Below are 23,337 nucleotides of genomic sequence, written 5' to 3' on the forward strand. Positions count from 1 at the left end.
GGGTTCCCCGGCTTCCAGTTCCCGCCGCTGAACTTCGGCCTGCCCGGCATCACCATCCCCGGCCTGCCCGGCCTGGTGCTGCCTGACTTCGGTGCCGCCCTGACCGGTGGACTCAACACCCTGGTCAACCTCGCCGGCAACTTGAGCCTGCCGCCGCTGCCTGGGTTCCCCGGCTTCCAGTTCCCGCCGCTGAACTTCGGCCTGCCCGGCATCACCATCCCCGGCCTGCCCGGCCTGGTGCTGCCTGACTTCGGTGCCGCCCTGACCGGCGGACTCAACACCCTGGTCAACCTCGCCGGCAACTTGAGCCTGCCGCCGCTGCCTGGGTTCCCCGGCTTCCAGTTCCCGCCGCTGAACTTCGGCCTGCCCGGCATCACCATCCCCGGCCTGCCCGGCCTGGTCCTGCCTGACTTCGGTGCCGCCCTGACCGGCGGACTCAACACCCTGGTCAACCTCGCCGGCAACTTGAGCCTGCCGCCGCTGCCTGGGTTCCCCGGCTTCCAGTTCCCGCCGCTGAACTTCGGCCTGCCGGGCATCTCCATCCCGGGCTTCCCGGGCCTGGTGCTGCCCGACTTCGGTGCCGCCCTGACCGGTGGACTCAACACCCTGGTCAACCTCGCCGGCAACCTGAGCCTGCCGCCACTCGCGCTGCCCCCGCTCACGCTGCCGCCATTCACGCTGCCGCCATTCACGCTGCCGCCATTCAACATCCAATTGCCGACGCTTCCCGAGATCGGTGCCTCTATCGCGGGCGGCATTACCGCGGCAGTCAACTTCGGTCAGACTCTCGCGGCCAGCTTGCAGCTCCCGCCGCTTGCCCTGCCTCCGCTAGCGTTGCCGCCGTTCAGCTTCCCGCCGCTGCCTGCACTTCCGGACATCGGCGCCAGCATCAACGCCGGGATCAACTCGTTGATCAACCTGGCTGGCAACATCACGCTGCCGCCATTTGCGTTGCCGCCGTTCAGCTTCCCGACGCTGCCACCGTTCACCTTGCCGGCCCTCCCGAATTTCAACCTTCCGGCGTTGTCCGCCGCGCTCAACGCAGCGCTGTCAGGCAGCATTGGGGCCAGCATCAGCGGTCTGTCCGCTGCCCTCACCGGGGCGTTCTCAGGCAGTCTGCCAGCGCTGAATGCGGCTATCACCGGTGGCATCTCCGGCTTCCAGGCCGGGCTCAGTGGCCTGGTCAACGCCGGGCAGACGCTGGTGGCCGGCCTGAGCGCGACACTGCCGGCAATCAACCTGCCCGCCCTTGGTGCCCAGTTCGGCGCCGCCTTGACAGGCGGATTCAACGCGGGCATCGCGGGACTGAACGCAGCGTTCAGTGGTGCCCTCGGCACCGGCCTCAACAGCCTGAACGCGGCCCTCAACGCCACGTTCGCCGGCGGGTTGCCTACCCTGACCGCGGCCTTCAACGGCGGTCTGGGCGCGTTGCAAGCCGGGTTCAACGGCCTGGTCGCCACCGGCCAGAACCTCGCCGCCAACCTCGGTGCTGCGCTGGGCGGTTCGTTCACTGGCGGCCTCAACGGCCTCAGTGCCGCTCTGAGTGCTGCATTCGCCAACCTCAACGCATCGGTGTCAGCCAACCTGAGCGCCAACATCGGCGCCCAACTCGGTGCCGCCCTCTCGGGTTCGCTGAACAGTTTGGTGGACGCCGGTGAGGCTCTCTCGGCAGGCCTGTCCACCGGATTGAGCGGCCTGGGCCAAACGGGTGCGGCCGTGGCGGCTAATCTCGCCGCTGCGCTCGCAGGAGGCAGTCAAACCGGTATGGCCCTGGCAAGCATCTGGGCGAACGCGGTCACTCAGGTCACCGAAGTCTTCACCGACGCCTTCGGCGCCAGCCTCGGTACCGGTCTCTCCGGATTCGTCCAGACTGGCGGCCCGCTGGTGGCAGGTATCCAGACCGCCCTCACCGGGCTCGCGCAGACGGGCGGATCTCTGCTGGTGTCACTGAATTCGACCGCGGTTAACCTTGCCGTCAGCCTGAACCAGGCGTTGCTGAACCTCCAGCTGGCTCTTCAGGCCGCGTTGAACGTCTCTGTGAGCACCTAGGAGTCAGCACCTGGGGCGAATTAGCCCGACAGCGCGGCGCCGGAGGTTCGGACACCCGAACTCCGGCGCCGCGTCTTTTAGCCGGCCGGACTGTGCCAGGGATCATCGGCTCGGCATAGCACGACATAGGCACTCAGGTTGCTACACGTGATAGCAGCTGCCGATAGCAGACGCCGCAGATTTGACTGAATACTGTTGTCTCGCAAGACTTCAGCTATTGCAGGTCGGATGGTCGGATCCCAACGGATCTTTGACTACGACCCAAGCCGCACAAGCGCAAGGCAATACCCAGCGCTGCTCACACCAACTGACTAGAGAGTGTTGGTGTAGGACATGGATTGGGCGATTTGCTGCGGCAGGGTGTTCAGCAAGAACGGGAAGATACCGCCGAACTTGGTTCCGCCGAGAGGCACATTGATGTCTGGGAGAAGCGGAACGTTCGGAAGAAGTAATTGGCTCAGTGGCACGGTAGCCGAAATTTCGTGCGGCGGAACCAGAAGCCCGGTCAAGGGCAGGTGCGCAATGGTCGGCAGCGTGACTGGTATCCCTGCGAGCGTCACTGTCACCGGAAGCGGCTGATCGATGATGACTTCGCCGTTGAGGAAACCGTCCATAATGTACGCCGGCGTGTTACCAATGGCACTCGCTGCTCCCAGAAGGTCTCCGTTAGCCAACGAGGTCGAGAAGAACGTCGCGCCTTCCGCCAGGCCGTCGAGGCCGGCGAATGGCGGCCCCAGAATCGCAAAACCGAGCTGCAGGGGCAGTCCGAAAATAGCTTCGCCGGCGAGGGTGCCGCCGAAGTTTGGACTCAGTGGATTGAGGTCCAGGGTGAACGCAAAGTCTGCCGACACGCCGGCGTTGGTAAGGGTGCCAATCCCGTTGGCCAAGTTCCGCGCCATCATGCCAGGAATCGAGTTGGCCGGTAACAAGCTGGCAGTGCCCTGCGCCTGCGCTCCGAGGGCGGTGAGGATGGGCAGGAGAGCCCCCGCCGGGCCCTCAACTCCGATCGGTCCCGCGATGTTGATCGACGGGGCAAGCGGCAGGTTTCCGCCAATGCTGATACCTAGGCCACTCGTGTCGAACCCGGTGATGAAGAGGTCGATGAGGCTGTGAGCCCCGTACTGCACCGCCTGGTGGTAATTACCCTGCTGGATCGCAACACCGGCCAGATCCAGGTCGTGCTGGAACGTCGGGAAGGTTTGCTGGATGCCGGCGCCGAACGCCGCGAACTGCGTCCCGAGTACGTCGGCGAACGCTGTCGCGCCCTTGACGTAGGTCTCTACCTGCGTCGCCAAGTTGAATGCCGCGAGGTCTTGGAGAGCAAGTTCGATATTCGCCGGCACATTCGCCGGGAAACCCTGAACGAACAGGGCGAGGTCGTGGGCGGCGAGCTGTGCATAGAAGGACTGATTGACGGCAATTTGGCTCAGGATGGGGAACGGCCGATAGTTCGCCCCGAGACTGTTCAGGTTCCGTGCGGTGTTCTCCAGCAGGGTCAGATACGGATTAGGGGCGCCGATGACGCTGGGCGCGACGAGGCTCGGCGGAAACAGGGTGGTGCCCAGGCCACCAAGAATGGGACCCAGTCCGGGCAATTGGCCCAAGCCACCGAGGAGCGGGGCGAGGGCAGGCGATAGGGGTGCCAGGAGTCCCCCGGTGCCGCCGGTCAGCGGGCCCAACAGCCCGGTCAGTCCGCCGGTCGGAATCGGTAGGCCACTGCCACCGCCACTGGTGGTGCCGCCAAGCAGTCCCCCAAGCAAGTCGCCCAGTGGGTTTGTGGACGCGGCCGTGGGAAATCCGAAGCCGCCGCTCAGCAAGGTCCGCTCGGCATTGGCGATCTCGGCGCTGACGTATGCGGCCGCGCCGCCATTCAGTAACCGCACAAACTCAGCATTGAACGCTGCTGCCTGGCTGTTGACCGCTTGGAAGTCCTGGCCGAAGGCACCGAATACCCGGGCGATGGCCGCCGAGATTTCGTCGCTGGCCGCGGCAGCGATACCGGTCGTGGGGCCGGCCGCGGTGGCCGCCGCCTCGCTGAGCGAGGAGCGAAGATTCGCCAGTTGACCTGCTGCGGCTGATACGAAATCTGTTTCAGCGACCACAAAAGACACGACGATCTCCCCTCGACGCACACCCGACGTACGCCGGGCTGTACCCGCTATTTACAAGACCTAAACATCTCTACCAAAAATATATTGAGTGCTTGGTCACCAAGGCGTAATCGTCGAATCCACTACGGGAGGGAAGGGTGACGCGGCAAACGCGCGGACGCCCTCTCGATCAGTGACGCCGGGCGTTCGGCCAGGACACCTCGGAACCGTGGTGTCCTGGCCGCGCCCCCCACTACATGAGGTTGGTAATCGCCGCTGCGAGCTCGGACTGGAAACTCAGAAGACCGGGGATGAGACCGCCGACTGGCGTGCCGGGCAAGACTCCGATGTTGCTGTCAATGGGACTTAATGGAGTCAGCAGGCCGCCAAGGGGTAATTCGGCCACTGCGGTGAGGGACGACGGAGGAAGACCCGGTATACCGAAGTCCACGGTTGTGGTCAGCGGCGGCAGGCTTACAAACGTCTGACCGTTGAGGAAGCCGTCGGCAAAAACGGCCGGAGCGTCGAGCACGGCGGCGGCCGCCCCAGCGACGTTGCCGGTTTGCACTGCGCTGACGAAAGCCGTCATGCTGGAATTGAGTGCAACGAGACCATTGATCGGCGCGCCTATGCCATCAAACAGCAACCGCAAAGGCAGACCGAAGTTGATGCCTAACGTAGTGGGGTCGAACGTCGATCCGAAATTGGTGAGCACGTCAAGCACATTGGTGGCGTGCTGCGCGATCTGACCAGGGATGGACGCGGCAGGAAGCAGATTGGTGAAGTTTTGGGCCATCTGCCCGGGGATCGAGAATATCGGCAACAAATCGCCAAGCGGACCAAGCGGAGTGATCGGGATCAGCGCCGTATCGCCCAGTGTGAACGAAATGTCCTGAAAACCCGGAAGAAAGACATTCTCCAGCCCCTGTCCCAGGGCGTTGGCCGCTCCGGTGACGTTGCCCGCTACGAGGTCCTGGAAAGCGGTTTGGAAACTCGCCGGAAGCCCCGATAATCCGGTACCTAAGTCGTGCCCTGCAGTCGTCAGACCAGTAACAATCGTTTGTGCGAAATTGATTTGGTTGTTGGCTACCTGCTGCAGGAATGCTGCCGGGTTAGCGCTCGCAAGCGCCTGCAACGAGGCTTGGATGTTAAGAGGCGCGTTGGCCAGCTCGGCGGGCAGATTCTGGATGGCCCCCTGGAGACCCGTAGCAAACTGTTGGGCGTAACCGACCTGATTATTGACAACTTGGTTCAGGAACGGGAAGGGATTGGCGGCGAACGTGTTGTGGATAGCCTGGAGGTTCGCTGTCGTATTCGCCGCGAGCGCTTGATACGGCGCGGCAACTGCAGCACCAAAGGCGTTGAGGTCTTGGATCGCCGCAGGCATGCCGGCGGCAACGCCGAAGGCACTGGGTGCGCCGCCGAGGACGCCGCTGATGCCTTGGACCTCTGCCTGAATTGCGGTGCTGATGGTTTGGCCCAGGTTGCCGATCGGAGCCATTCCGCCCGAGGCGCCCGACATCAGTGCTTGCACGCCCGAGGCCTCGGCGCTGGCGTACGCGCTGGCACCAGCGTTCAACATCCCGACGAATTCTTGGTGGAACGCTGCCGCCTGGGCGCTCAGAGCCTGGAACTCCTGACCGTGTGTGCCGAAGAGTTGCGCAATCGCGGCCGACACCTCATCGGCACCCGCCGCCAATATGCCGGTAGTCGGGGCCGCCGCAGCCGCTGTGGCCTGGCCCAGGGACGAACTGATACCGGCCAGGTTCTGCGCTGCCGCTTCCACGAGCTCCGGCGCGGCGAACACGAATGACATAAACAACTCCTCATCACTTGCCCGAATCGTGACCGGTGGTCACAGTGCGTAATGAATTTATCTCAGCTCACCCTACTGGCAAGTAAGTTGTGGATTTTCACAGGAAACTGGCAGGTTTAGCCGGTTTCTGCAGTAGGCAGAGCTCGGCGCCACCTCAGATGTATTCATCCAGGCAGGCGGGAACCCGCGGCGGTGCCGTACGCCAACTACCGGCCCAATGCTGTCTAGGAGGCGATGGTCTTCACAGCGTCTGATACATCCATGTTCTGGCTCGTGACGGCGCGAGCTGATCCCAACGGGATTGTGACGGCATGGTAAGGACGTCGAGTCAGGTGTGAGCCCCCGGTTAGTTCTAAGACATCGGGGTGATTGCCTGTGCCAGCTGAGTACCGAAACTCAGTAGGCCGGGGATTAGGCCACCGATCTCGGTGTCGCCCGACAATTCAAGCTGCAGGTGTTCGAAACCGGGTCCGGCGTTAACGAAAACCTGCGGCAGGCTCAGCGGCGCAAGTATCCCGCCAAGCTGGATCTCAGTGGTCGACGGAAGAGGTGTGCCGGTGCCGAGTAAGTCGACCAGCGCGGGCGGCAATGAGATGACAGTGGTGCCGTTCAGATACGCATCGGCGATGACGGCGGGCGCATCAAGAATTGCAGCAGCAGCTGCCGGCACGTTCCCGGCCTGGATCGCGGAAACGAACGCCACCGAACTCGCATTGACCGCACTCAACGCGTTGGCTGGCCCGCCGATGCCGTCGAGGACGAGCTGCAGCGGCAGCCCAAACGTGAGGTGGGCCGTATTACTGATACTGAGCGTCGTTCCGAAATTGGTCAGAGCGGAAACTAGATTGGTCGCGTTCTGCGAGATCTGTGCCGGTACGGATCCAGGCGGCAAGAGGTTGGTGAAGTTCTGCGCCATCTGACCGGGAAGTGCCAGGATTGGTGCGAGCTCGCCGAGCGGACCCATGGGGATGATGTCGACCAGCGCCGACCCCGAATCCGAGAGGGTGACAGTCGCATCGAATCCCGGCAGGAACGCGTTCACCAAAGCGGAGTTCAGGTCGGCATAGGCAGCAGCCCCGTTCCCCGACAATAAGTCCTGGAAAGCCGCGGTCAAGCCCGGCGGCAGGCTTTGCAGCCCGGTGCCCAAGTCGCGCGCGGCACCCAGCAGCCCGCCGCTTATTGTCTGCGCGAAACTGACCTGGCTATCGACGAACCCTTGCAGCAACGACACAGGATTGATCGTCAGGAGTTGCTGTACACCGGTTTCGATCGCTGTCGGCAAGTTGGCTAATTCAGCGGGAAAGTTTGCAATGCCGGCCTCAATAGATGTTGCAATCGTCTGCCCGTAACCGAGTTGGTTGCTCACCAACTGCTGTAGGAACGGGAACCGATAGGCGCTGAGCGTGCTTCCGATGGCTTGTGCGTTGCTGACCGTATTCGCGACCAACGTTTGGTAGGGCGCTGCGACCGTACCCACGAACGAGGCCAAACCCGTCATCGATGAGGCAGCGGCGGCGCCGCTCGGCAGCGTGTTCCCGAACAACGATTGGCCCGTTGCGCTTAGCGCGCCCAGGAGGGTCTGCTCCGCGTTAGACCCCTCGGCGACTGCATAAGCCTGTGCGCCTGCGGACATCAACTCGACGAACTCTTGGTGAAAAATCTGCGACTGGGAGCTGAGGGTCTGAAATTCCTGGCCGAACTCACCGAACAGAGAAGCAATCGCGGACGACACTTCGTCCTGAGCTGCAGCCGCGATCCCAGTCGTAGGGGCAGAAGCAATCGCAGTGGCCTCGGCAAGCGACGTGTTGATACTCGCCAAGTCTTGGGCCGCGCTGTGCAGCAGCTCCGGTGCCGCGATTACAAACGACATGTTGATCTCCTTTGGTTTTTGCCCGATGACCAGCGGTCGTGATGGTGAAGTCAGCGTTAATCCGGAGCTTCTTACTTGCAAGTAAGTTCAAGCTACTCACCGGTAAGTTCCAGGAAATACACAGGAAAGAAGGGGTTTGGCAGGCCGCAAACACTGCAGTCCGGCACCCGGTCGTGCTACCAGCACCGCGCGTCGACGGCAGACCCGCTGGACGATGCGTGCTCAGCGACGCAGTTCGGCGCCGACCCGCTCGGCGGCGCAACGCACCGCGGCATCGCGGGCCGCGCTCGCGTCATCCTCGGTCAGCGTTCGGTCCGGCGCCCGAAACCGCAGCGCGAACGTCAGCGACTTGCGGTCCGCGCCGATCTGCGGGCCCACGAAGACGTCGAACAACTGGATGTCTTCGAGCAGTGCGCCGGCTCCGTCACGGACGGCGTCCTCGACGGACTGGGCGGGCACGTCGGCGGCCACCACCAGGCTGACGTCTTGGAACACGGCCGGGAACGGCGACACCCGCGGAGCGGGCAGGACCGTGCTGGTCGGCACGGCGTCCAGATCCAACTCGAAGGCGCACGTGCCTTTCGGCAGACCCGCCCGCTCAATCACGGCCGGATGCAGCTGCCCGGCGTGGCCAACGACGGCGCCTGCGATCAGCACCTCAGCGCACCTTCCGGGATGCCACGGCAGGTACTGCGCGGGTTGCAGCGTCACGTCGACTCCGCTGGCGCGCGCGACGATACGCACTCCCTCGAACGCGTCGGCGGCCTCGACGGGGCGGCCGGGTCCCCACGGGCCGCGCGGCTCCCGCAGACCGGTAAGCACCGCGGCGACATGCTGGGGTTGCCGCGGCAACGAGGCATCCAGCGTGGCGATCTCGGCATCGGTGGGCCTGCGGTCGACCGGGATCAGGTTGACGCCGCGGGTCATTTCGGTCGGCTGGACAACCTGCGCGATGGCGAACAGCGCCGCATCACCGAGACCACGAGATACGTTGCGCCCCAACGCCTCCAAGAGCGCCGGCAGCAAAGTGGTGGCCAACTCTGGTCGATCGGCCTCCAGTGGGTTGAGCACCTTGGTGGTGGCCCGCCGCGGGTCATCCGCGCCCAACCCCCACAACTCGAACACACCGGCTGGCAAGAAGGGCGTTGGCAGCACCTCGATATATCCCGACATGGCCAGCGATTTTCCGATCGCGCGCCGCCGCTGCTGCGTGGGTGACAACCCGCGACCCGCGGGGGCCGACGGCAGTACGGAGGGAATGACCTCGAGCCCTTCCAACCGCAGCACTTCTTCGACGAGATCGGCGGGTTGCCGCAGATCGGGCCGCCAACTCGGCGGCGTGACCGTCAGAACGTCCCCGTCCTGACTCACCCGCGCACCGACCTGGGTCAGACGTCGCGCGGTGGTTCCCGGTGCGTAGGCGACACCGGCGAAGCGATCCGGCAGATCGGCGGGAATTGCGATCGGTGGAAGCGACCAGTCGTCGCGCGGCGGATCACCGCGCCAATCGGTAAGGGCCGGTTCGGCTACTCCCCCGGCGATGTTGACAAGCAAACTGGCGCAACGGTCCAGGACGGCCACTGAGATCGCTGGGTCCACCGCCCGCTCGTAACGGCGCGCCGCTTCGCTGGGCAGATGGAGCCGCCGCTGCGTGCGCGACACGGCCGCGGGATCCCAGACCGCGGCTTCCAGCAGGATGTCGGTGGAATCGGCACGCACTTCGGTGCTGGCCGCACCCATGACGCCGCCGATTGCCGCGGTTGCGACCTCATCGACGATCAATACGTCGACGGGCTCGAGCTTGCGCTTGACGTCATCGAGCGTGACGACCGTTTCGCCGGGGTGTGCGAATCGAACTTCGAGGCTTCCGGTGATCCGGGCGCGGTCGTGGGCGTGCATCGGGTGACCGAGTTCGAGCATCACGTAGTTCGTGACGTCGACGGCCGGCGACGTGGGCCGTATGCCGGCCAGCAGCAGGCGACGTTGCAGCCACCACGGCGTGACGGCCTTCGGGTCGATCCCGATTACCGGCCGCAGCGCGAACCGACGCACCTCGGTCTCGGGGTGCACCCGCAACGGCCAGGCCTCACGCTCGACGGGTAACGGTGGGACATCCGCGGGATCGGCGAAGTCCAGGTCGTAAGCGCACGCGATCTCGCGCGCCAGGCCGCGCACGGACATGCCGTATCCGCGGTCGGGTGTGATCGCAAGGTGGAAGACCACGTCGTCCAACCCCAGCACAGCGCCGGCATCGGCGCCCGGTTCTGCGGTCCCCGGCGGCAGCACCAGGATTCCCGAATGGTCGGCACCCAAGCCGAGTTCTGCCGCCGAACAGATCATCCCGTTGGAGGTGCGGCCGTAGGTCTTACGAGCAGCGATAGTGAAGTTGCCCGGCAGGGTAGTTCCTGGCAGTGCCGCCACCACCAGGTCACCGACCTTGAAGTTGGTGGCTCCGCAGATGATGTCCTGGAGATCGTCGGCGCCGACATCAACCCGGCACGCGCGGATCGGCTTTTTGAATTCGGTGAGTTCCTCGATCTCGGTGACCCGACCCACCGTCAGCGGGCCCTCGACGGGACCGAGTGTCGCGACGTCTTCGACCTCGTGGCCGATGCGGACGAGGGCCTGGGCGAGATCATTGGGACCCGCGTCCCAGCCGGGAGCCCCGGCTGAGACGGCCTCACGCAACCAGCTGTAGGCGACCCGCATCAGGCCCCCACCCCGAACGGCAGCGAGAACCGCACATCGCCTTCGACCATGTCGCGCATGTCCGGAATGCCGTTACGGAACTGCAGGGTTCGTTCCAGCCCCATGCCGAAGGCGAAGCCGGAGTACACCTCGGGGTCGATGCCGGCCGCCCGCAGCACGTTCGGATGGACCATCCCGCATCCGCCCCATTCGACCCAGTCGGCACCCCCCTTCTTGTTCGCGAACCAGACGTCGACCTCGGCGGAGGGTTCGGTGAACGGGAAGAAGTGCGGGCGCATCCGGGTTCGGGCGAGCGGACCGAACTCGGCGCGGGCGAACGCGTCCAGGGTGCCGCGCAGGTGTGCCATGGTCAGGCCACGGTCGACGGCCAATCCCTCGACCTGGTGAAAAACGGGCGTGTGGGTTGCGTCGAGTTCGTCGGTTCGGAAGGTCCGACCGATCGAGATGATGTACACGGGGAGGTCACGCTCGAGCAATGTGCGGACCTGGACCGGCGACGTGTGGGTCCGCAGCAGCTGGCGGGAGTTCTCGGGCGCGATGTAGAAGGTGTCCTGTTCGCTGCGCGCCGGATGGTCGGGCGGGAAGTTGAGCGCGTCGAAGTTGAATTGCTCGGTCTCGACTTCGGGACCTTCGGCCAGCTCCCAGCCCATCGCGACGAAGGTATCGGCGATGTGCTCGGCCAGGATGGTGATGGGGTGCCGCGCCCCGGTCGGCTGCCTCGTCGACGGCAGCGTGACATCGATCCGTTCGGCGACCAGTACCGCGGCGTCTCGTTCGGCGCGCAACACCGCGAGGCGTTCGTCATAACGGCGTTGGGCTTCGCTGCGGGCGAGGTTGACCCGCTTGCCGGCGTCGGCGCGTTCTTCCTTGGGCAGTCCGCCGAGCGCTTGACGTGCCAGCGCCAGCGTCGAGCGGTCACCCAGGTACTCGGTCTTGACGTATGCAAGCGCTTCCAGGCTGTCGGCGAGGGAGATGGCGCGCTGGGCGGCCTCGACTGCCTCCGCCAATGCTTCCGGCGATAGGTCGACGGGTTGATCACCCACGCGGCGGCACTCTCCTTGCTGACGAGGCTGGTCGGGCTGCCCGGCCGCTACCCCGCGCGATGGGCTCGAGCGCGGCCCGCAACGTGGGCTTGTGGGTTCGCGGCACGGGTGTGACGCAAGTGCCGATCATAAGTCATGACGTCATGTGTCCCGGATCACCAGGCTTCCCGGCCAGGACTGAGGCGCAGCTTTGGGGTCAGGGCGCGGCCGTTAGTACCGGCGCCGGCTGCGGCCCGTCCGTAGGCGTCGAGGCGTCCGGTGTACTGGACCGGAATCGCCGCGACACAAGGTGGGCGATCGCGGCACCGGACAGGCCGAGCACCGTGCCGGCGAACATCCCCCACCAGCTGTGCGACAGGATCAGGAACCCGAAACCCGCGGCGTTGAGCAGCATCAGGCACCGCACCGGCGTCCAGTGCACGGTGCCGTGGAACCGCGTGCCAACCAGCATCCCTAATGTCAGAGCCACGGCGTGCCCGGCGTTGGTGAACTCGCCGCCGATGATCGCGGCCGACACGCTAACCGCGAGCCACCATGCGACCCAGGCGGGCCGCCATTGCCGCGGGATGGTGGCCGTGAGGGCACCGAGGACGGCGAGTGCGCCGTAGCTCATGCCGACATCGCTGGCGCGCGTGATCGACCACGGCATCCAGCCCAGCTTGACCGCCGCGGCCAGCGCGGCGGCCACCACCAGCGTGGCGCCGATGTGCCCAATGAGGAACGCGACGATCAGCCGGAGGGTGCGCATCTGCAGTTCGGCCAGGACGAGCAGACAGGTCAGAAATGGCAGCCAGAAGTACAACGGACCGGCTTCGACGACAAAGGCACTGCCCAGCAGCGTGCCCAGCCGGCCGTGCGAAAGGTTGTGCAGGTTGGTGCTGGCGTGCCGAATCACCCGGTCATGCGTCTGCGGGTCGATCAGCAGCATCGCGGTGCTGACGAATGCCAGAGCCGCCACGTACGCCACGGTGAACCGCACGCGGGCGAGCCCGGACAACACGTTGGAAATCATCGCCTTCCACTATGCATGGGCGTTTGTCTCGTCCGTGTTATCGCCACCTGACAAGTCCCTACCAGTCTTGAGGCGGTAGATCGCCAGGTCTGGTGGGATGCCGGTGAGTTTGCTGGAAAACATGGGCCTGCGCGCGCGCTTGACGGTGACGCCCAGCTCGTCCAGGTCGCTTTGCGGGATCAAATCCAAGGTCGGGCTCGAGATCATGATCCCGCCCTTGGTCGCGCGTTCCATCACGCGGGCCGCGATGTTGACGTCGACACCCAGCCAATCCGAACCGAGTCGCTGCGGGCGTCCGGTGTGAATGCCTACCCGCATCCGAGGTGTAAAGCCCTCCACCTCAACCGTTTTGATCGCCTGTTCGGCGTGCAGCACCGCCTTGACCGCGGTATCGGGGCGGCGGAACACGGCCATGATCCCGTCGCCCATCCGCTTGACGATGTGGCCGCCGGCATCCAGCAGTGGGGATTCGACGGCGCGGGCCACCTGGCGCAGCAACGTGAGCGCGGCGTCGTCCCCGGCTTGCAGCGACCACGACGAGAAACCCACCAGATCGGTGAACACCAGCGTCACTTCGGGGTTTGCGGGACGGCGCGACACGGCCTCTGTCATGGCCTGCCAGACCTGCAAAACGCCCAGACTCAGTTCGCGAGACGCCCCATCGCGATCGCCGAGGAGCCGGTCGGCGGCGCGGGCGGCGGCGCGGGGGCCGCCTTCGCCGGCAGTGGACAGTGGGTCACCGAATTCCGGGTCTCCGGGCAGCAACCGGCGGGCGCGCTTGACGAACCCGACCACGCCAGGACTGTGATTGGTGTTGCGCAGCCACTTCGCCGGGGAACGCCGTCGTGGAGCCTCGTCAGCCACCGCAGTTGCCGTGTGGTCAGATTCGCCGGATTCCGATTCGTCAGCCCCGACCTCCACGGAATCAACGTTAGGCGGTCCAGGCTGAACCCGGCAACGACGATCACGCCACACGTGTCACATATCGGACCAAACCCGCTGATCACGCGGTTGCGGCGACGGCGTGGCGACTGCATAACACCGCTCTGGCGCATATGCTTGAACCGTAGACAACGTATGTTGTCACCATTTATCGTGGGCGCACACCGAGGTGCTTTGGAGGCCGTGATGACTGCCACATCGACGACACCGACCGACCCACTCGGACCCGATTCCCTGACCTGGAAGTATTTCGGCGATCTGCGCACCGGGATGATGGGCATCTGGATCGGGGCGATCCAGAACATGTACCCGGAACTGGGCGCCGGGGTCGAAGAGCACTCCATTCTGTTGCGCGAACCCCTGCAGCGGGTGGCCCGGTCGGTCTACCCGATCATGGGCGTGGTCTACGACGGCGACCGCGCCGCACAGACCGGCCAGCAGATCAAGAGCTACCACCGGACCATCAAAGGAGTCGACGGCGAGGGCCGCCGCTACCACGCCCTGAATCCGGAGACGTTCTATTGGGCACACGCCACGTTCTTCATGCTCGTCATCAAGGTGGCCGAGTATTTCTGCGGCGGACTCACCGAAGCCGAGAAGCGCCAGTTGTTCGACGAGCACGTGCAGTGGTACCGCATGTACGGCATGAGCATGCGGCCGGTGCCCAAGTCCTGGGAGGACTTTCAGGAATACTGGGAGCGGGTCGGCCGTGAGGAATTGGAGATCAACCAGGCCGTCCTGGACATCTTCCAGATACGGATTCCCAAGCCGAAATTCGTCCTGCTGCCCACCCCGATTTGGGACCAGCTGCTCAAGCCAATGGTCGCGGGTCAGCGCTGGATCGCCGCGGGGCTGTTCGAACCCGCCGTGCGGGAGAAGGCGGGGATGCGCTGGACACCGGGCGACGAGATACTGCTGCGCCTGTTCGGCAAACTGGTCGAATTGGCCTTTATTGCGGTGCCCGACGAGATCCGGCTGCACCCGCGGGCGCTGGCCGCCTACCGTCGGGCCGAGGGCCGGATCCGCGAGGACGCGCCGCTGGTCGAGGCGCCGGCATTCATGGGCCCGCCCCGGGATCGCCGCGGTCTGCCCATGCACTACTTCCCGCCGCGGTCCCGGCTGCCGCTCGCCCGCCCGCTGGAACCTGCGCGCGCCATCATGGAACGCGCCGGATCTCTGGTGCACAGCACGCTGTCCATCGCCGGCCTGCGACCGGCGCGGGGGCGTAATTCCGCGGCTTAACGCGGCCCAACGCGGCCTAGAGCGGTAGGCCGAACAGCTTCAGGAATTCGGTACCGAGCCCGCCAAAGCGTGAGCCGGAGAACGCGAAGTTCGCGCCGGCAAAGGTTGAAGTCACACCCCCGGAAGTGACGCTGTAGCCGGGCGCATACAACGTCATCGGCTGAGACGATGCGAGAAGCCCGCCGAACGGAACTCGCAAGGTAATCTCCGGCCCCCCGGCGCCGAGCCCGCCCAATGGCACTTCCACTATTTGGTGGCCGAACAGCGTGGCGTTCGCGTAATCGAACGGTGAGGAGAAGAAGGCAGTAGCAGCACCCAGGAGGTTCCCGCTGCCCAGCGCGGAGGTAAACGCGTCAAAGCTGTGGACCAGCGAGTACCCACCAGTAACCGTAGGGCCGGCCGCGGCCATGAGAAGCCGAAGCTGAGGCGGCACGGTGACAGACCCCCCCGTCAGCTGCAAAGTTGATACAAATGGCGCAGCCAGAGTCGTGTCCATGCGTCCGTTGATCGACCACGACAGGGGCCCGAGCGGGGTGGAGGCGTTTATAGCCGCCAGGATGGGGCCGGTGCCGAAGTCGGGAGGTCCAGCTTCGGGGAAGATGGCGTCCTGCGTGATGGTGATTGGGCCAAAGGGCGTGGGAATTGTGCTGCTCTCATGGATGGCTTGAGCCGGCGCAACACCCCCGGGACCGATCAGCCGACGTCCCAGCAAAGCCTGCGCCGGCGCATTGATCGCGTTCACCAGCGTTTGCTGCGCATTGGCGATCTCAGCATTTACATACTGGGCCGCGCCGCCGCTGAGCAACTTCACGAAATCAGCGTGGAAGGCCGAAGCCCGAGCACTTACAGCGGCGAACTCTTCTGCATGGGAACCGAAGAGCGCTGTGATCGCCGAGGAAATCTCGTCTGCGGCGGGCGGCGCGATTGCGGTTGCCTGATTGAGAGCCTTGGTGCTCGCACCTCGTAGCGCAGATCCGAGATCCTGCAAACTCGCGCTTGCTGCGGATACGGCCTCTGGTACCACGCTGACTAGTGACATAGTTTCCCCTTCGTCGGAGAGCCGGTCGCCTATTGGACGAGAGCCGAATAGTAGCAATCAGCAACGACGGCACCAATGATTTCCAGATCTTTTTCCGAAATTTGCGGAAGATGCCGCGTGGGGTCAGGCTCGGGACTCCGGTCGCAACGCGCGCGCAGATTGATACAGGCAGATCGCAGCGGCCGCGGCGACGTTCAAACTCTCCGCTCCCCCGGCCATCGGGATGCGCACCCGGTGATCGGCACTGGCGGCGAGCTCCGTTGACAAACCGTGGGCTTCGGGCCCGAACAGCCACGCCGTTGGCCGGCCCAGTGGCAGCTCGGGGTCGTCGAGGGGTTTTTCACCGTCGAGCATGGTGGCCAGCACTTGGAGTCCGGCCGTCCGCAGCTGGGTAACAGCAGCGCCAGCGTCCGGTTCTACGACGACGGGAATGTTGAAGATGCTGCCGGTTGAGGCGCGCAGACACTTGCCGTTATATGGGTCGACGCTGTGCCCGGCCAGCACGACCGCCGAAGCACCCATCGCGTCGGCGAGACGGATCAAGGTGCCGGCGTTGCCCGGCTCGCCGATATCCACGGCGACCGCGATCAGTCGCGGCGAGCCGGTCAGCGCTTCGCCCAAGCGGGAGGCCGGCATGTCACACACCGCGACGAGACCGGTGGGAGTCACCGTGTCGGACAACGCTTTCGCGGCCCGATCGGTCACCAGGTGGATGGGTGGGACCAGCACCGACGCATAGCGTTGGGCGGCGTCCTCGGTGGCGAACACCTCTCGGACCAGGCCGCGACCAAACGCGGCCGCGACCAGATTCGGGCCTTCGGCGAGAAACAGTCCCGATCGGCGCCGGCCGACGTGGCGATGCAATTTGACCGCCGCGACCACCTTGGCCGAGCGCTCGGTCAGCAGCTGCGCCGCGAAGTCAGGCAGCCTCTCCGGACGGAGCGTTGACGTCCTCGGGCAGCGCCGCCCGGGCGACCTCGACGAGCGCGGTGAACGCCGCAGCATCCGTGACGGCGATGTCCGCCAGGTTCTTGCGGTCCACCTCGACGCCCGCGGCCTTGAGTCCTTGGATCAGGCGGTTGTAGGTGATGTCGTTGGCACGCGCGGCCGCATTGATGCGAGAGATCCACAACTTGCGGAACTCGCCCTTGCGCGCCCGACGGTCACGGTAGGCGTAATTCAGCGAGTGCAGCTGCTGCTCTTTGGCCTTGCGGTAGAGCCGGGACCGCTGTCCGCGATAGCCCTTCGAAGCCTTCAGGATGGAGCGCCGCTTCTTGTGGGCGTTGACCGCCCGCTTTACGCGTGCCATGGGTTGTTCCTACTTCCGTTTCAAACGTGATGGTCGGGGGCTGCCGCCAGCCCGCTGTCTCTGGTGGGTGGTTCTCGGCGCCGGCTTAGCCGTTCAGCAGCTTGTTGACCCGCTTGGCGTCGTTGGCCGAGACCGCCGCGCGGCCCTCCAGCCGCCGGGTGCGCGTGCTGGGCTTGTGCTCGAGCAGGTGCCGCCGGTTGGCTTTCTGCCGGACTATCTTGCCGGTTCCGGTACGCCGGAACCGCTTCGAAGCGCCGCTATGGGTCTTGGCCTTGGGCATGTTTTCTAGGTCCTCTGATTCTGGTCGTGCTGCAAATTCGAGTTATGACGGTGCGTGGTCGCCGGCCGCGTCGGGCGCTCCCGGCTCCTCCGGATGCCGCGCCCTGGCGCGAGTCTTCGCTCCGCGGTGCGGTGCCAGCACCATCGTCATGTTGCGGCCGTCCTGCTTGGCCGACGTCTCGACGAATCCGTATTCGGCGACGTCCGCGCCAAGACGTTGCAGCAGGCGGTACCCGAGTTCGGGCCGCGACTGCTCACGTCCGCGAAACATGATGGTGACCTTGACCTTCGACCCCGCTTCGAGGAAGCGCACTACGTGACCCTTCTTGGTCTCGTAGTCGTGGTCGTCGATCTTGGGCCGCAGCTTCTGTTCCTTGACGACGGTCTGCTGCTGGTTCCTGCGGGATTCGCGCGCCTTCTGCGCCGCCTCGTACTTGTATTTCCCGTAGTCCATGATCTTGCAGACCGGTGGCCTGGCATTGGGAGCAACTTCGACGAGATCGAGATCGGCGTCGGCGGCAACGCGGAGTGCGTCTTCGATACGCACAATGCCTACCTGCTCCCCCCCAGGGCCGATCAATCGAACTTCAGGCACGCGAATGCGCTCGTTGACGCGGGTCTCAGTGCTGATGGGGCCTCCCTTGTTGGCTTTCAATCCGGTGCGTTCCATGCCTGAACCTGGGCCGAAACAGCGGGGAGACACCAGCCAACAGCAGAAAAGCCCTGCAAAAGCAGGGCCCAATGCCGACCGATCGCGGCTTGAACGGATGTCAAACCACCTGCGCACAAAGCGCAGAGCAGGCATGTTGCTATGCCTGTGACCGGACCGAACTACCTTGAGAAAGCCTGAGGCTTCTCGTGGCAATCGGTGGGAGTGGGACTCCACTTAACTGTCCCTGGCCGTGGCCGGGATGGTCGCAGCAGACAGTTTAGCAGGCATGACGTGTCTTCTCGGCCTGGCGGGTCGTGGCCGCGAGCAGTTCGGCCGGCGCGGGCACCACGGCGCGTCAGGCCCGTGCGGACAAGCCGGGCCCATCCCCAGGAATTTCTGGGTTATAGCGAATATCCTCGCGGTCTGTGACACTCACCAAATCCCACCCGGTGCGCCGGGCGAAGACCCGTTACCACTGGCTGCCCGCGGCGGCCGGGTGGACGGTCGGCGTCATCGCCACCGTGTCACTTCTGGCCAGTGTCTCGCCGTTGATCCGTTGGCTGATCCACACACCGCGCGTCTTCATCAACAGCTACCTGTTCAACTTCCCCGACACCAGCTTCGCGTGGTCGTTTGTGCTGGCCCTGCTCGCCGCGGCGCTCACGGCCCGCAAGCGAATCGCCTGGCTGGTGTTGCTGGGCAACATGGTGGTGCACGCAGTCATCAACGCGGCCGACATCGCCGCGGGTGACAACACCCCGGCCGAAGCGTTCGGGGAGAACTTCGGGTTCGCCTTCCATGTGGTGGCAATCGTGCTGTTGGTGCTGGGCTATCGGGAGTTCTGGGCCAAAGTCCGCAGAGGCGCGCTGTTTCGGGCCGCCGCGGTGCTCGGGATCGGCGGAGCCCTGGGCATTCTGGCGTCCTGGGCACTCGTGGAGATGTTCCCCGGGACACTGGCGCCCGAGGAGCGACTGCCCTACGTCGCCAACCGGGTCGTCGGGTTCGGCTTCGCCGACCCCGATCTGTTCACCGGCCGACCACACGTCTTCCTCAACGCGATCTTCGGCTTGTTCGGCGCGCTGGCGTTGATCGCCGCCACGATCGTGCTGTTCCTCTCGCAGCGCGCCGACAACGCGCTCACCGGCGAGGACGAGTCTGCCATCCGAGGGCTGGTCGAATTGTGGGGGAAGAACGACTCACTGGCCTACTTCGCCACCCGCCGCGACAAGTCGGTGATCTTCGCCCCCAGCGGTCGCGCCGCCCTCACCTACCGCGTCGAGGTCGGTGTCTGCCTTGCCAGCGGCGATCCCGTCGGCGACCCGAAGGCGTGGCGTCAGGCCGTCGACGCGTGGCTGCAGCTGTGCCAAACCTACGGCTGGGCGCCTGGCGTGATGGGCGCCAGCTCCCAAGGCGCCCAGGTGTACCGGGAGGCGGGACTGAACGCGTTGGAACTCGGCGACGAGGCCATCCTGCGTCCGGCCGACTTCAAGTTGTCCGGCCCGGAGATGCGCGGCGTCCGCCAGGCCGTCACCCGGGCCCGGCGCGCTGGGCTGACGGTGCGCGTTCGGCGCCACCGCGACATCCCCCCAGAAGAGATGGCGCAAACCGTCGAGCGGGCGGATGCCTGGCGCGACACCGAATCCGAACGCGGCTTCTCCATGGCGCTTGGCCGGCTGGGGGACCCGGCCGACGGCGACTGCCTGCTAGTGGAGGCGGTCGACCCGGCCGGACAGGTGGTGGCGATGCTGTCGCTGGTGCCCTGGGGCACCACCGGCGTCTCGTTGGACCTGATGCGTCGCTCCCGCGAATCGCCCAACGGCACCATCGAACTGATGGTCAGCGAGCTCACGCTGCACGCCCAGAACCTGGGCCTGAGCCGAATTTCGTTGAATTTCGCGGTGTTTCGGTCGGCCTTCGAACAGGGTGAGCAGCTCGGGGCCGGCCCGGTCGCCCGCCTTTGGCGGGGCTTGCTGGTGTTCTTCTCGCGGTGGTGGCAGCTCGAGACGTTGTACCGCTCCAACGACAAGTATCAGCCCGAATGGGTTCCGCGTTACGCCTGTTACGAGGACGCGCGCATGATGCCGCGGGTGGGCGTCGCATCCGTGATCGCCGAGGGCTTCCTGGTACTGCCGTTCAGCCGGCGCGACAAGATGCACACCGGCCATCACCGGGCCGTGCCGCAGCGCCTGGTCGACACCGGATTGTTGCATCCCGACGGCACCGCGCCCGACGTCAGCGGCCTGCAGGAAGCCGACATCCCCGAGGACGACGACGCCCACCGCCGCCTGCCCGAGCAGGTGCGGGTCCGGCTGGCCAAGCTGAAGAAGCTGCGCAGAAGCGGCGTGGACGCCTATCCCGTCGGTGAGGCGCCGACGCACACCGTCGCCGAGGCGCTGACTGCCGACGACGACGCCACCATCTCGGTGTCCGGTCGGATCCTGCGGATCCGGAACTACGGCGGCGTGCTGTTCGCGCACTTGCGTGACTGGTCCGGCGAAGTGCAAGTGCTGCTTGACAATTCACAATTGAAGGACGGCCGTGCCGCCGATTTCAATGCGGCGATCGACCTGGGTGACCTGGTCGAGATGACCGGGCACATGGGCTACAGCAAGAAGGGCACCCGGTCGTTGATCGTCGGCCGCTGGCGGCTGACCGGAAAGTGTCTGCGGCCCCTGCCGAACAAGTGGAAAGGGCTGACCGACCCGGAAGCCCGGGTACGCACGCGCTACGTGGACCTGGCCGTCAACGTGGAGTCACGCGACCTGATCACCGCGCGCAGCAGCGTGCTGCGCTCCATCCGCGAGACGCTCTTCGCCAAGGGCTTCATCGAGGTCGAGACGCCGATCCTGCAGCAGGTGCACGGCGGCGCCACCGCCCGCCCGTTCGTGACCCATATCAACGCCTACGCGATGGACCTGTTCCTGCGGATCGCCCCCGAGCTGTACCTCAAGCGCCTCTGTGTCGGCGGCGTGGAGCGGGTGTTCGAACTCGGCCGCGCCTTCCGCAACGAGGGCGTCGACTTCAGCCACAACCCGGAGTTCACCCTGCTGGAGGCCTACCAGGCGCACGCCGATTACCGGGTATGGATCGACGGCTGCCGCGAACTGATCCAGAATGCGGCGCAAGCGGCAAATGGCTCCCAGACGGCGATGCGGCCCCGCGCTCAAGATGATTCGAATAGCTACGGCGCACGACTCGAACCGTTCGACATCTCCGGAGTCTGGCCGGTCAAGACCGTCCACGACGCGGTGTCCGAAGCTCTGGGTGAGCACATCGACGCCGAGACCGATCTCAGGACACTGCGCAAGCTGTCGGACGCAGCGCGGATCCCGTACCGCAACTACTGGGATGCGGGAGCGGTGGTCCTGGAGCTCTATGAGCACCTGGTCGAGGACCGCACCGAGCAACCGACGTTCTACATCGACTTCCCCACCTCGGTATCCCCACTGACCAGGCCACATCGCAGCAAACGCGGTGTCGCCGAGCGCTGGGACCTGGTGGCCTGGGGTGTTGAGCTGGGCACGGCGTACAGCGAGCTCACCGACCCGGTGGAGCAGCGGCGGCGGCTGGAGGAGCAGTCCCTGCTCGCCGCCGGCGGTGACCCGGAGGCGATGGAGCTCGACGAGGACTTCCTGCAGGCGATGGAGTACGCAATGCCGCCCACGGGTGGTCTCGGGATGGGGGTGGACCGGGTGGTCATGCTGATCACCGGGCGCAGCATCCGGGAGACGTTGCCGTTCCCGCTGGCTAAGCCCCACTGATTTGCTGTTTAGCTGACACGCCGCATTCAGCCGACTCACAGGAAATCTTTCGAAAACATAATCCCGCGTGGGATGCCGAAGACCGACAATGAGCGCGTGACCGCATCAGCATTCAGTCACACCTCGCTGATGCATGGCTGGGTGCCGATCACCGTGCAAGTGGTGTCGGCGGCGGCGCTGACGCTGGCGGTCGGCTGGCGTCCGCGCAACTGGCTGCTACGACGGCTGCCGGTGGCGATGCTTGCCGGCGCCGCGACGGCCTGCACGACGCGCGCGTACGTCACCAGACTCGCCGACGAGCCCGCCCCCGGTGCGCTGTGGGCCTGGACCGGGCTGGCCGGGATCGCCGCCGCGGTGCTGGTCATCGGCTGGCGCGGCGCCCGCCGCTGGCGTCGCGCAGCTTCCCTGCTGGCGGTGCCGCTGTGCCTGCTCAGCACCGCGCTGACGCTCAACATGTGGGTCGGCTACTTCCCCACCGTGCAGGCCGCCTGGAGCCAGCTCACCTCCGGCCCGCTGCCCGACCAGACCGACCAGGCCACTTTCGCCGGGATGGTCGCGATGGCCGGCAAGGGGGCGCGGCCGCCGCACGGTAGCGTGGTGCCCGTCGTGATCCCGTCGGACGCTTCGCACTTCAAGCATCGCGGGGAGCTGGTGTACCTTCCGCCGGCCTGGTTCGCCAGCGATCCGCCACCGCGGCTGCCGACCGTGCTGATGATCGGCGGCCAGTTCAACACTCCGGCGGATTGGGCCCGGGCCGGCAACGCGGTCCAGACGATGGACGACTTTGCCGCAACCCACGACGGCAACGCGCCGGTACTGGTGTTCGCAGACTCGGGCGGCGCCTTCAACGTCGACACCGAATGCGTCAACGGGCGCCGCGGCAATGCCGCCGACCACCTCACGAAAGACGTTGTCCCTTATATTGTTTCGAAATTCGGGGTGAGCGCGCAGCCAGCGAACTGGGGCATCGTCGGCTGGTCGATGGGCGGCACCTGTGCGGTGGATCTGACCGTCATGCACCCCATGTTGTTCAGCGCGTTCGTCGACGTTGCCGGCGACCTGTATCCCAACGCGGGAAACAAAGCCCAGACCATCGCCCGGCTGTTCGGCGGCAGCGCCGACGCATGGGCTAGCTATGACCCGACCACCGTCATCGCCCGCCATGGCCCCTACACCGGCGTCGCGGGGTGGTTCGCGATCTCCTCGGCCGGACCGCCGATCGTCGACATCGCCGCAATGCGCCTGGCGGGGCGTGCCGCGCCGGCCAACCCCGGCAACCAGACCGCTGCGGCCAACGCCCTGTGTGCGGTGGGCCGCTCCTACGGCATCGACTGCGCGGTGGTGCCCGCGCCCGGTAAGCACGACTGGCCGTTCGCCGACCGCGCATTCGCCGCGGCGCTGCCATGGCTTGCCGGTCACCTGGGCACCCCCGCAGCGCCGCGCATTCCGCTGCCGGGCATGCCGACTCCCCCAGCGCCGGCGGGTTCTGCACCCGCCCAAGTCGTCGCGGCCGGGCGGTAACCC

General features: G+C 65.6%; 16 protein-coding genes and 1 pseudogene. 4 read left to right on the forward strand and 13 right to left on the reverse strand.

All coding sequences use genetic code 11. The annotated features are described in order from the left end of the window. The coding region (locus A5645_RS28270) for a hypothetical protein (protein WP_065131530.1) at positions 1–2,049 on the forward strand (2,049 nt) is incomplete at its 5' end. A gap of 311 nt (positions 2,050–2,360) precedes the next feature. Here the strand turns inward: A5645_RS28270 and A5645_RS25835 are convergent. The 8 genes and pseudogenes from A5645_RS25835 to A5645_RS25865 all read right to left on the reverse strand — a co-directional run bounded on the left by A5645_RS25835 (position 2,361) and on the right by A5645_RS25865 (position 13,453). Then, on the reverse strand, positions 2,361–3,644 hold the full coding sequence (locus A5645_RS25835) for a hypothetical protein (RefSeq protein WP_253867157.1): 1,284 nt from the start codon (positions 3,642–3,644) through the stop codon (positions 2,361–2,363). A 294-nt stretch (positions 3,645–3,938) separates the two neighbouring features. Next, positions 3,939–4,181, reverse strand: a pseudogene (locus A5645_RS29335) (PE family protein); the annotation flags it as partial. A 211-nt stretch (positions 4,182–4,392) separates the two neighbouring features. Beyond that, positions 4,393–5,955, reverse strand: coding sequence for a PE family protein (locus A5645_RS29185; RefSeq protein WP_065131532.1), 1,563 nt, complete (start codon positions 5,953–5,955; stop codon positions 4,393–4,395). A 352-nt stretch (positions 5,956–6,307) separates the two neighbouring features. Continuing rightward, complete coding sequence (locus A5645_RS25845) at positions 6,308–7,825, reverse strand: PE family protein (RefSeq protein WP_065131533.1); 1,518 nt, start codon at positions 7,823–7,825, stop codon at positions 6,308–6,310. Positions 7,826–8,047: 222 nt separating this feature from the next. Continuing rightward, positions 8,048–10,534, reverse strand: coding sequence for a phenylalanine--tRNA ligase subunit beta (gene pheT / locus A5645_RS25850; protein ID WP_065131534.1), 2,487 nt, complete (start codon positions 10,532–10,534; stop codon positions 8,048–8,050). Beyond that, positions 10,534–11,577, reverse strand: a complete 1,044-nt coding sequence (gene pheS / locus A5645_RS25855; protein ID WP_065131535.1) for a phenylalanine--tRNA ligase subunit alpha — start codon at positions 11,575–11,577, stop codon at positions 10,534–10,536. The genes pheT and pheS overlap by 1 nt, the downstream gene beginning before the upstream one ends. 196 nt (positions 11,578–11,773) lie before the next feature. Beyond that, positions 11,774–12,589, reverse strand: a complete 816-nt coding sequence (locus A5645_RS25860; protein ID WP_065131536.1) for a rhomboid-like protein — start codon at positions 12,587–12,589, stop codon at positions 11,774–11,776. A gap of 9 nt (positions 12,590–12,598) precedes the next feature. Further along, a complete protein-coding gene (locus A5645_RS25865; RefSeq protein WP_301337005.1) occupies positions 12,599–13,453 on the reverse strand; it encodes an adenylate/guanylate cyclase domain-containing protein in 855 nt (284 codons plus the stop codon). 264 nt (positions 13,454–13,717) lie between these two features. Here A5645_RS25865 and A5645_RS25870 point away from each other — a divergent pair, with 264 nt between their 5' ends. After that, positions 13,718–14,773, forward strand: a complete 1,056-nt coding sequence (locus A5645_RS25870; protein ID WP_065036549.1) for an oxygenase MpaB family protein — start codon at positions 13,718–13,720, stop codon at positions 14,771–14,773. A gap of 16 nt (positions 14,774–14,789) precedes the next feature. Here the strand turns inward: A5645_RS25870 and A5645_RS25875 are convergent, their stop codons facing one another. From A5645_RS25875 to infC, 5 genes are all read right to left on the reverse strand, one after another. After that, a complete protein-coding gene (locus A5645_RS25875) occupies positions 14,790–15,812 on the reverse strand; it encodes a PE family protein (RefSeq protein ID WP_081288571.1) in 1,023 nt (340 codons plus the stop codon). A gap of 123 nt (positions 15,813–15,935) precedes the next feature. Next, positions 15,936–16,718 (reverse strand): TrmH family RNA methyltransferase, encoded by a 783-nt coding sequence (locus A5645_RS25880; protein WP_065131549.1) that lies wholly within the window; start codon positions 16,716–16,718, stop codon positions 15,936–15,938. A gap of 13 nt (positions 16,719–16,731) precedes the next feature. Then, positions 16,732–17,121, reverse strand: a complete 390-nt coding sequence (rplT, locus tag A5645_RS25885) for a 50S ribosomal protein L20 (RefSeq protein ID WP_036356032.1) — start codon at positions 17,119–17,121, stop codon at positions 16,732–16,734. An 85-nt stretch (positions 17,122–17,206) separates the two neighbouring features. Next, positions 17,207–17,401: a 50S ribosomal protein L35 gene (rpmI, locus tag A5645_RS25890; protein WP_036356030.1), complete on the reverse strand. Its 195-nt coding sequence runs from the start codon at positions 17,399–17,401 to the stop codon at positions 17,207–17,209. 42 nt (positions 17,402–17,443) lie between these two features. Next, positions 17,444–18,031, reverse strand: coding sequence for a translation initiation factor IF-3 (infC, locus tag A5645_RS25895; RefSeq protein ID WP_155768176.1), 588 nt, complete (start codon positions 18,029–18,031; stop codon positions 17,444–17,446). A gap of 446 nt (positions 18,032–18,477) precedes the next feature. On the opposite strand from infC, the gene lysX reads away from it, so the two are divergent. After that, entirely contained in the window at positions 18,478–21,813 is a 3,336-nt protein-coding gene (gene lysX / locus A5645_RS25900) for a bifunctional lysylphosphatidylglycerol synthetase/lysine--tRNA ligase LysX (RefSeq protein WP_065131539.1), read from the forward strand. Positions 21,814–21,885: 72 nt separating this feature from the next. Further along, positions 21,886–23,334, forward strand: coding sequence for an alpha/beta hydrolase (locus tag A5645_RS25905; RefSeq protein WP_065131540.1), 1,449 nt, complete (start codon positions 21,886–21,888; stop codon positions 23,332–23,334). Positions 23,335–23,337: the final 3 nt, after the last annotated feature.

Source organism: Mycobacterium asiaticum (assembly GCF_001673635.1).
In the GTDB taxonomy this organism is placed as follows: Bacteria; Actinomycetota; Actinomycetes; order Mycobacteriales; family Mycobacteriaceae; genus Mycobacterium; species Mycobacterium asiaticum_C.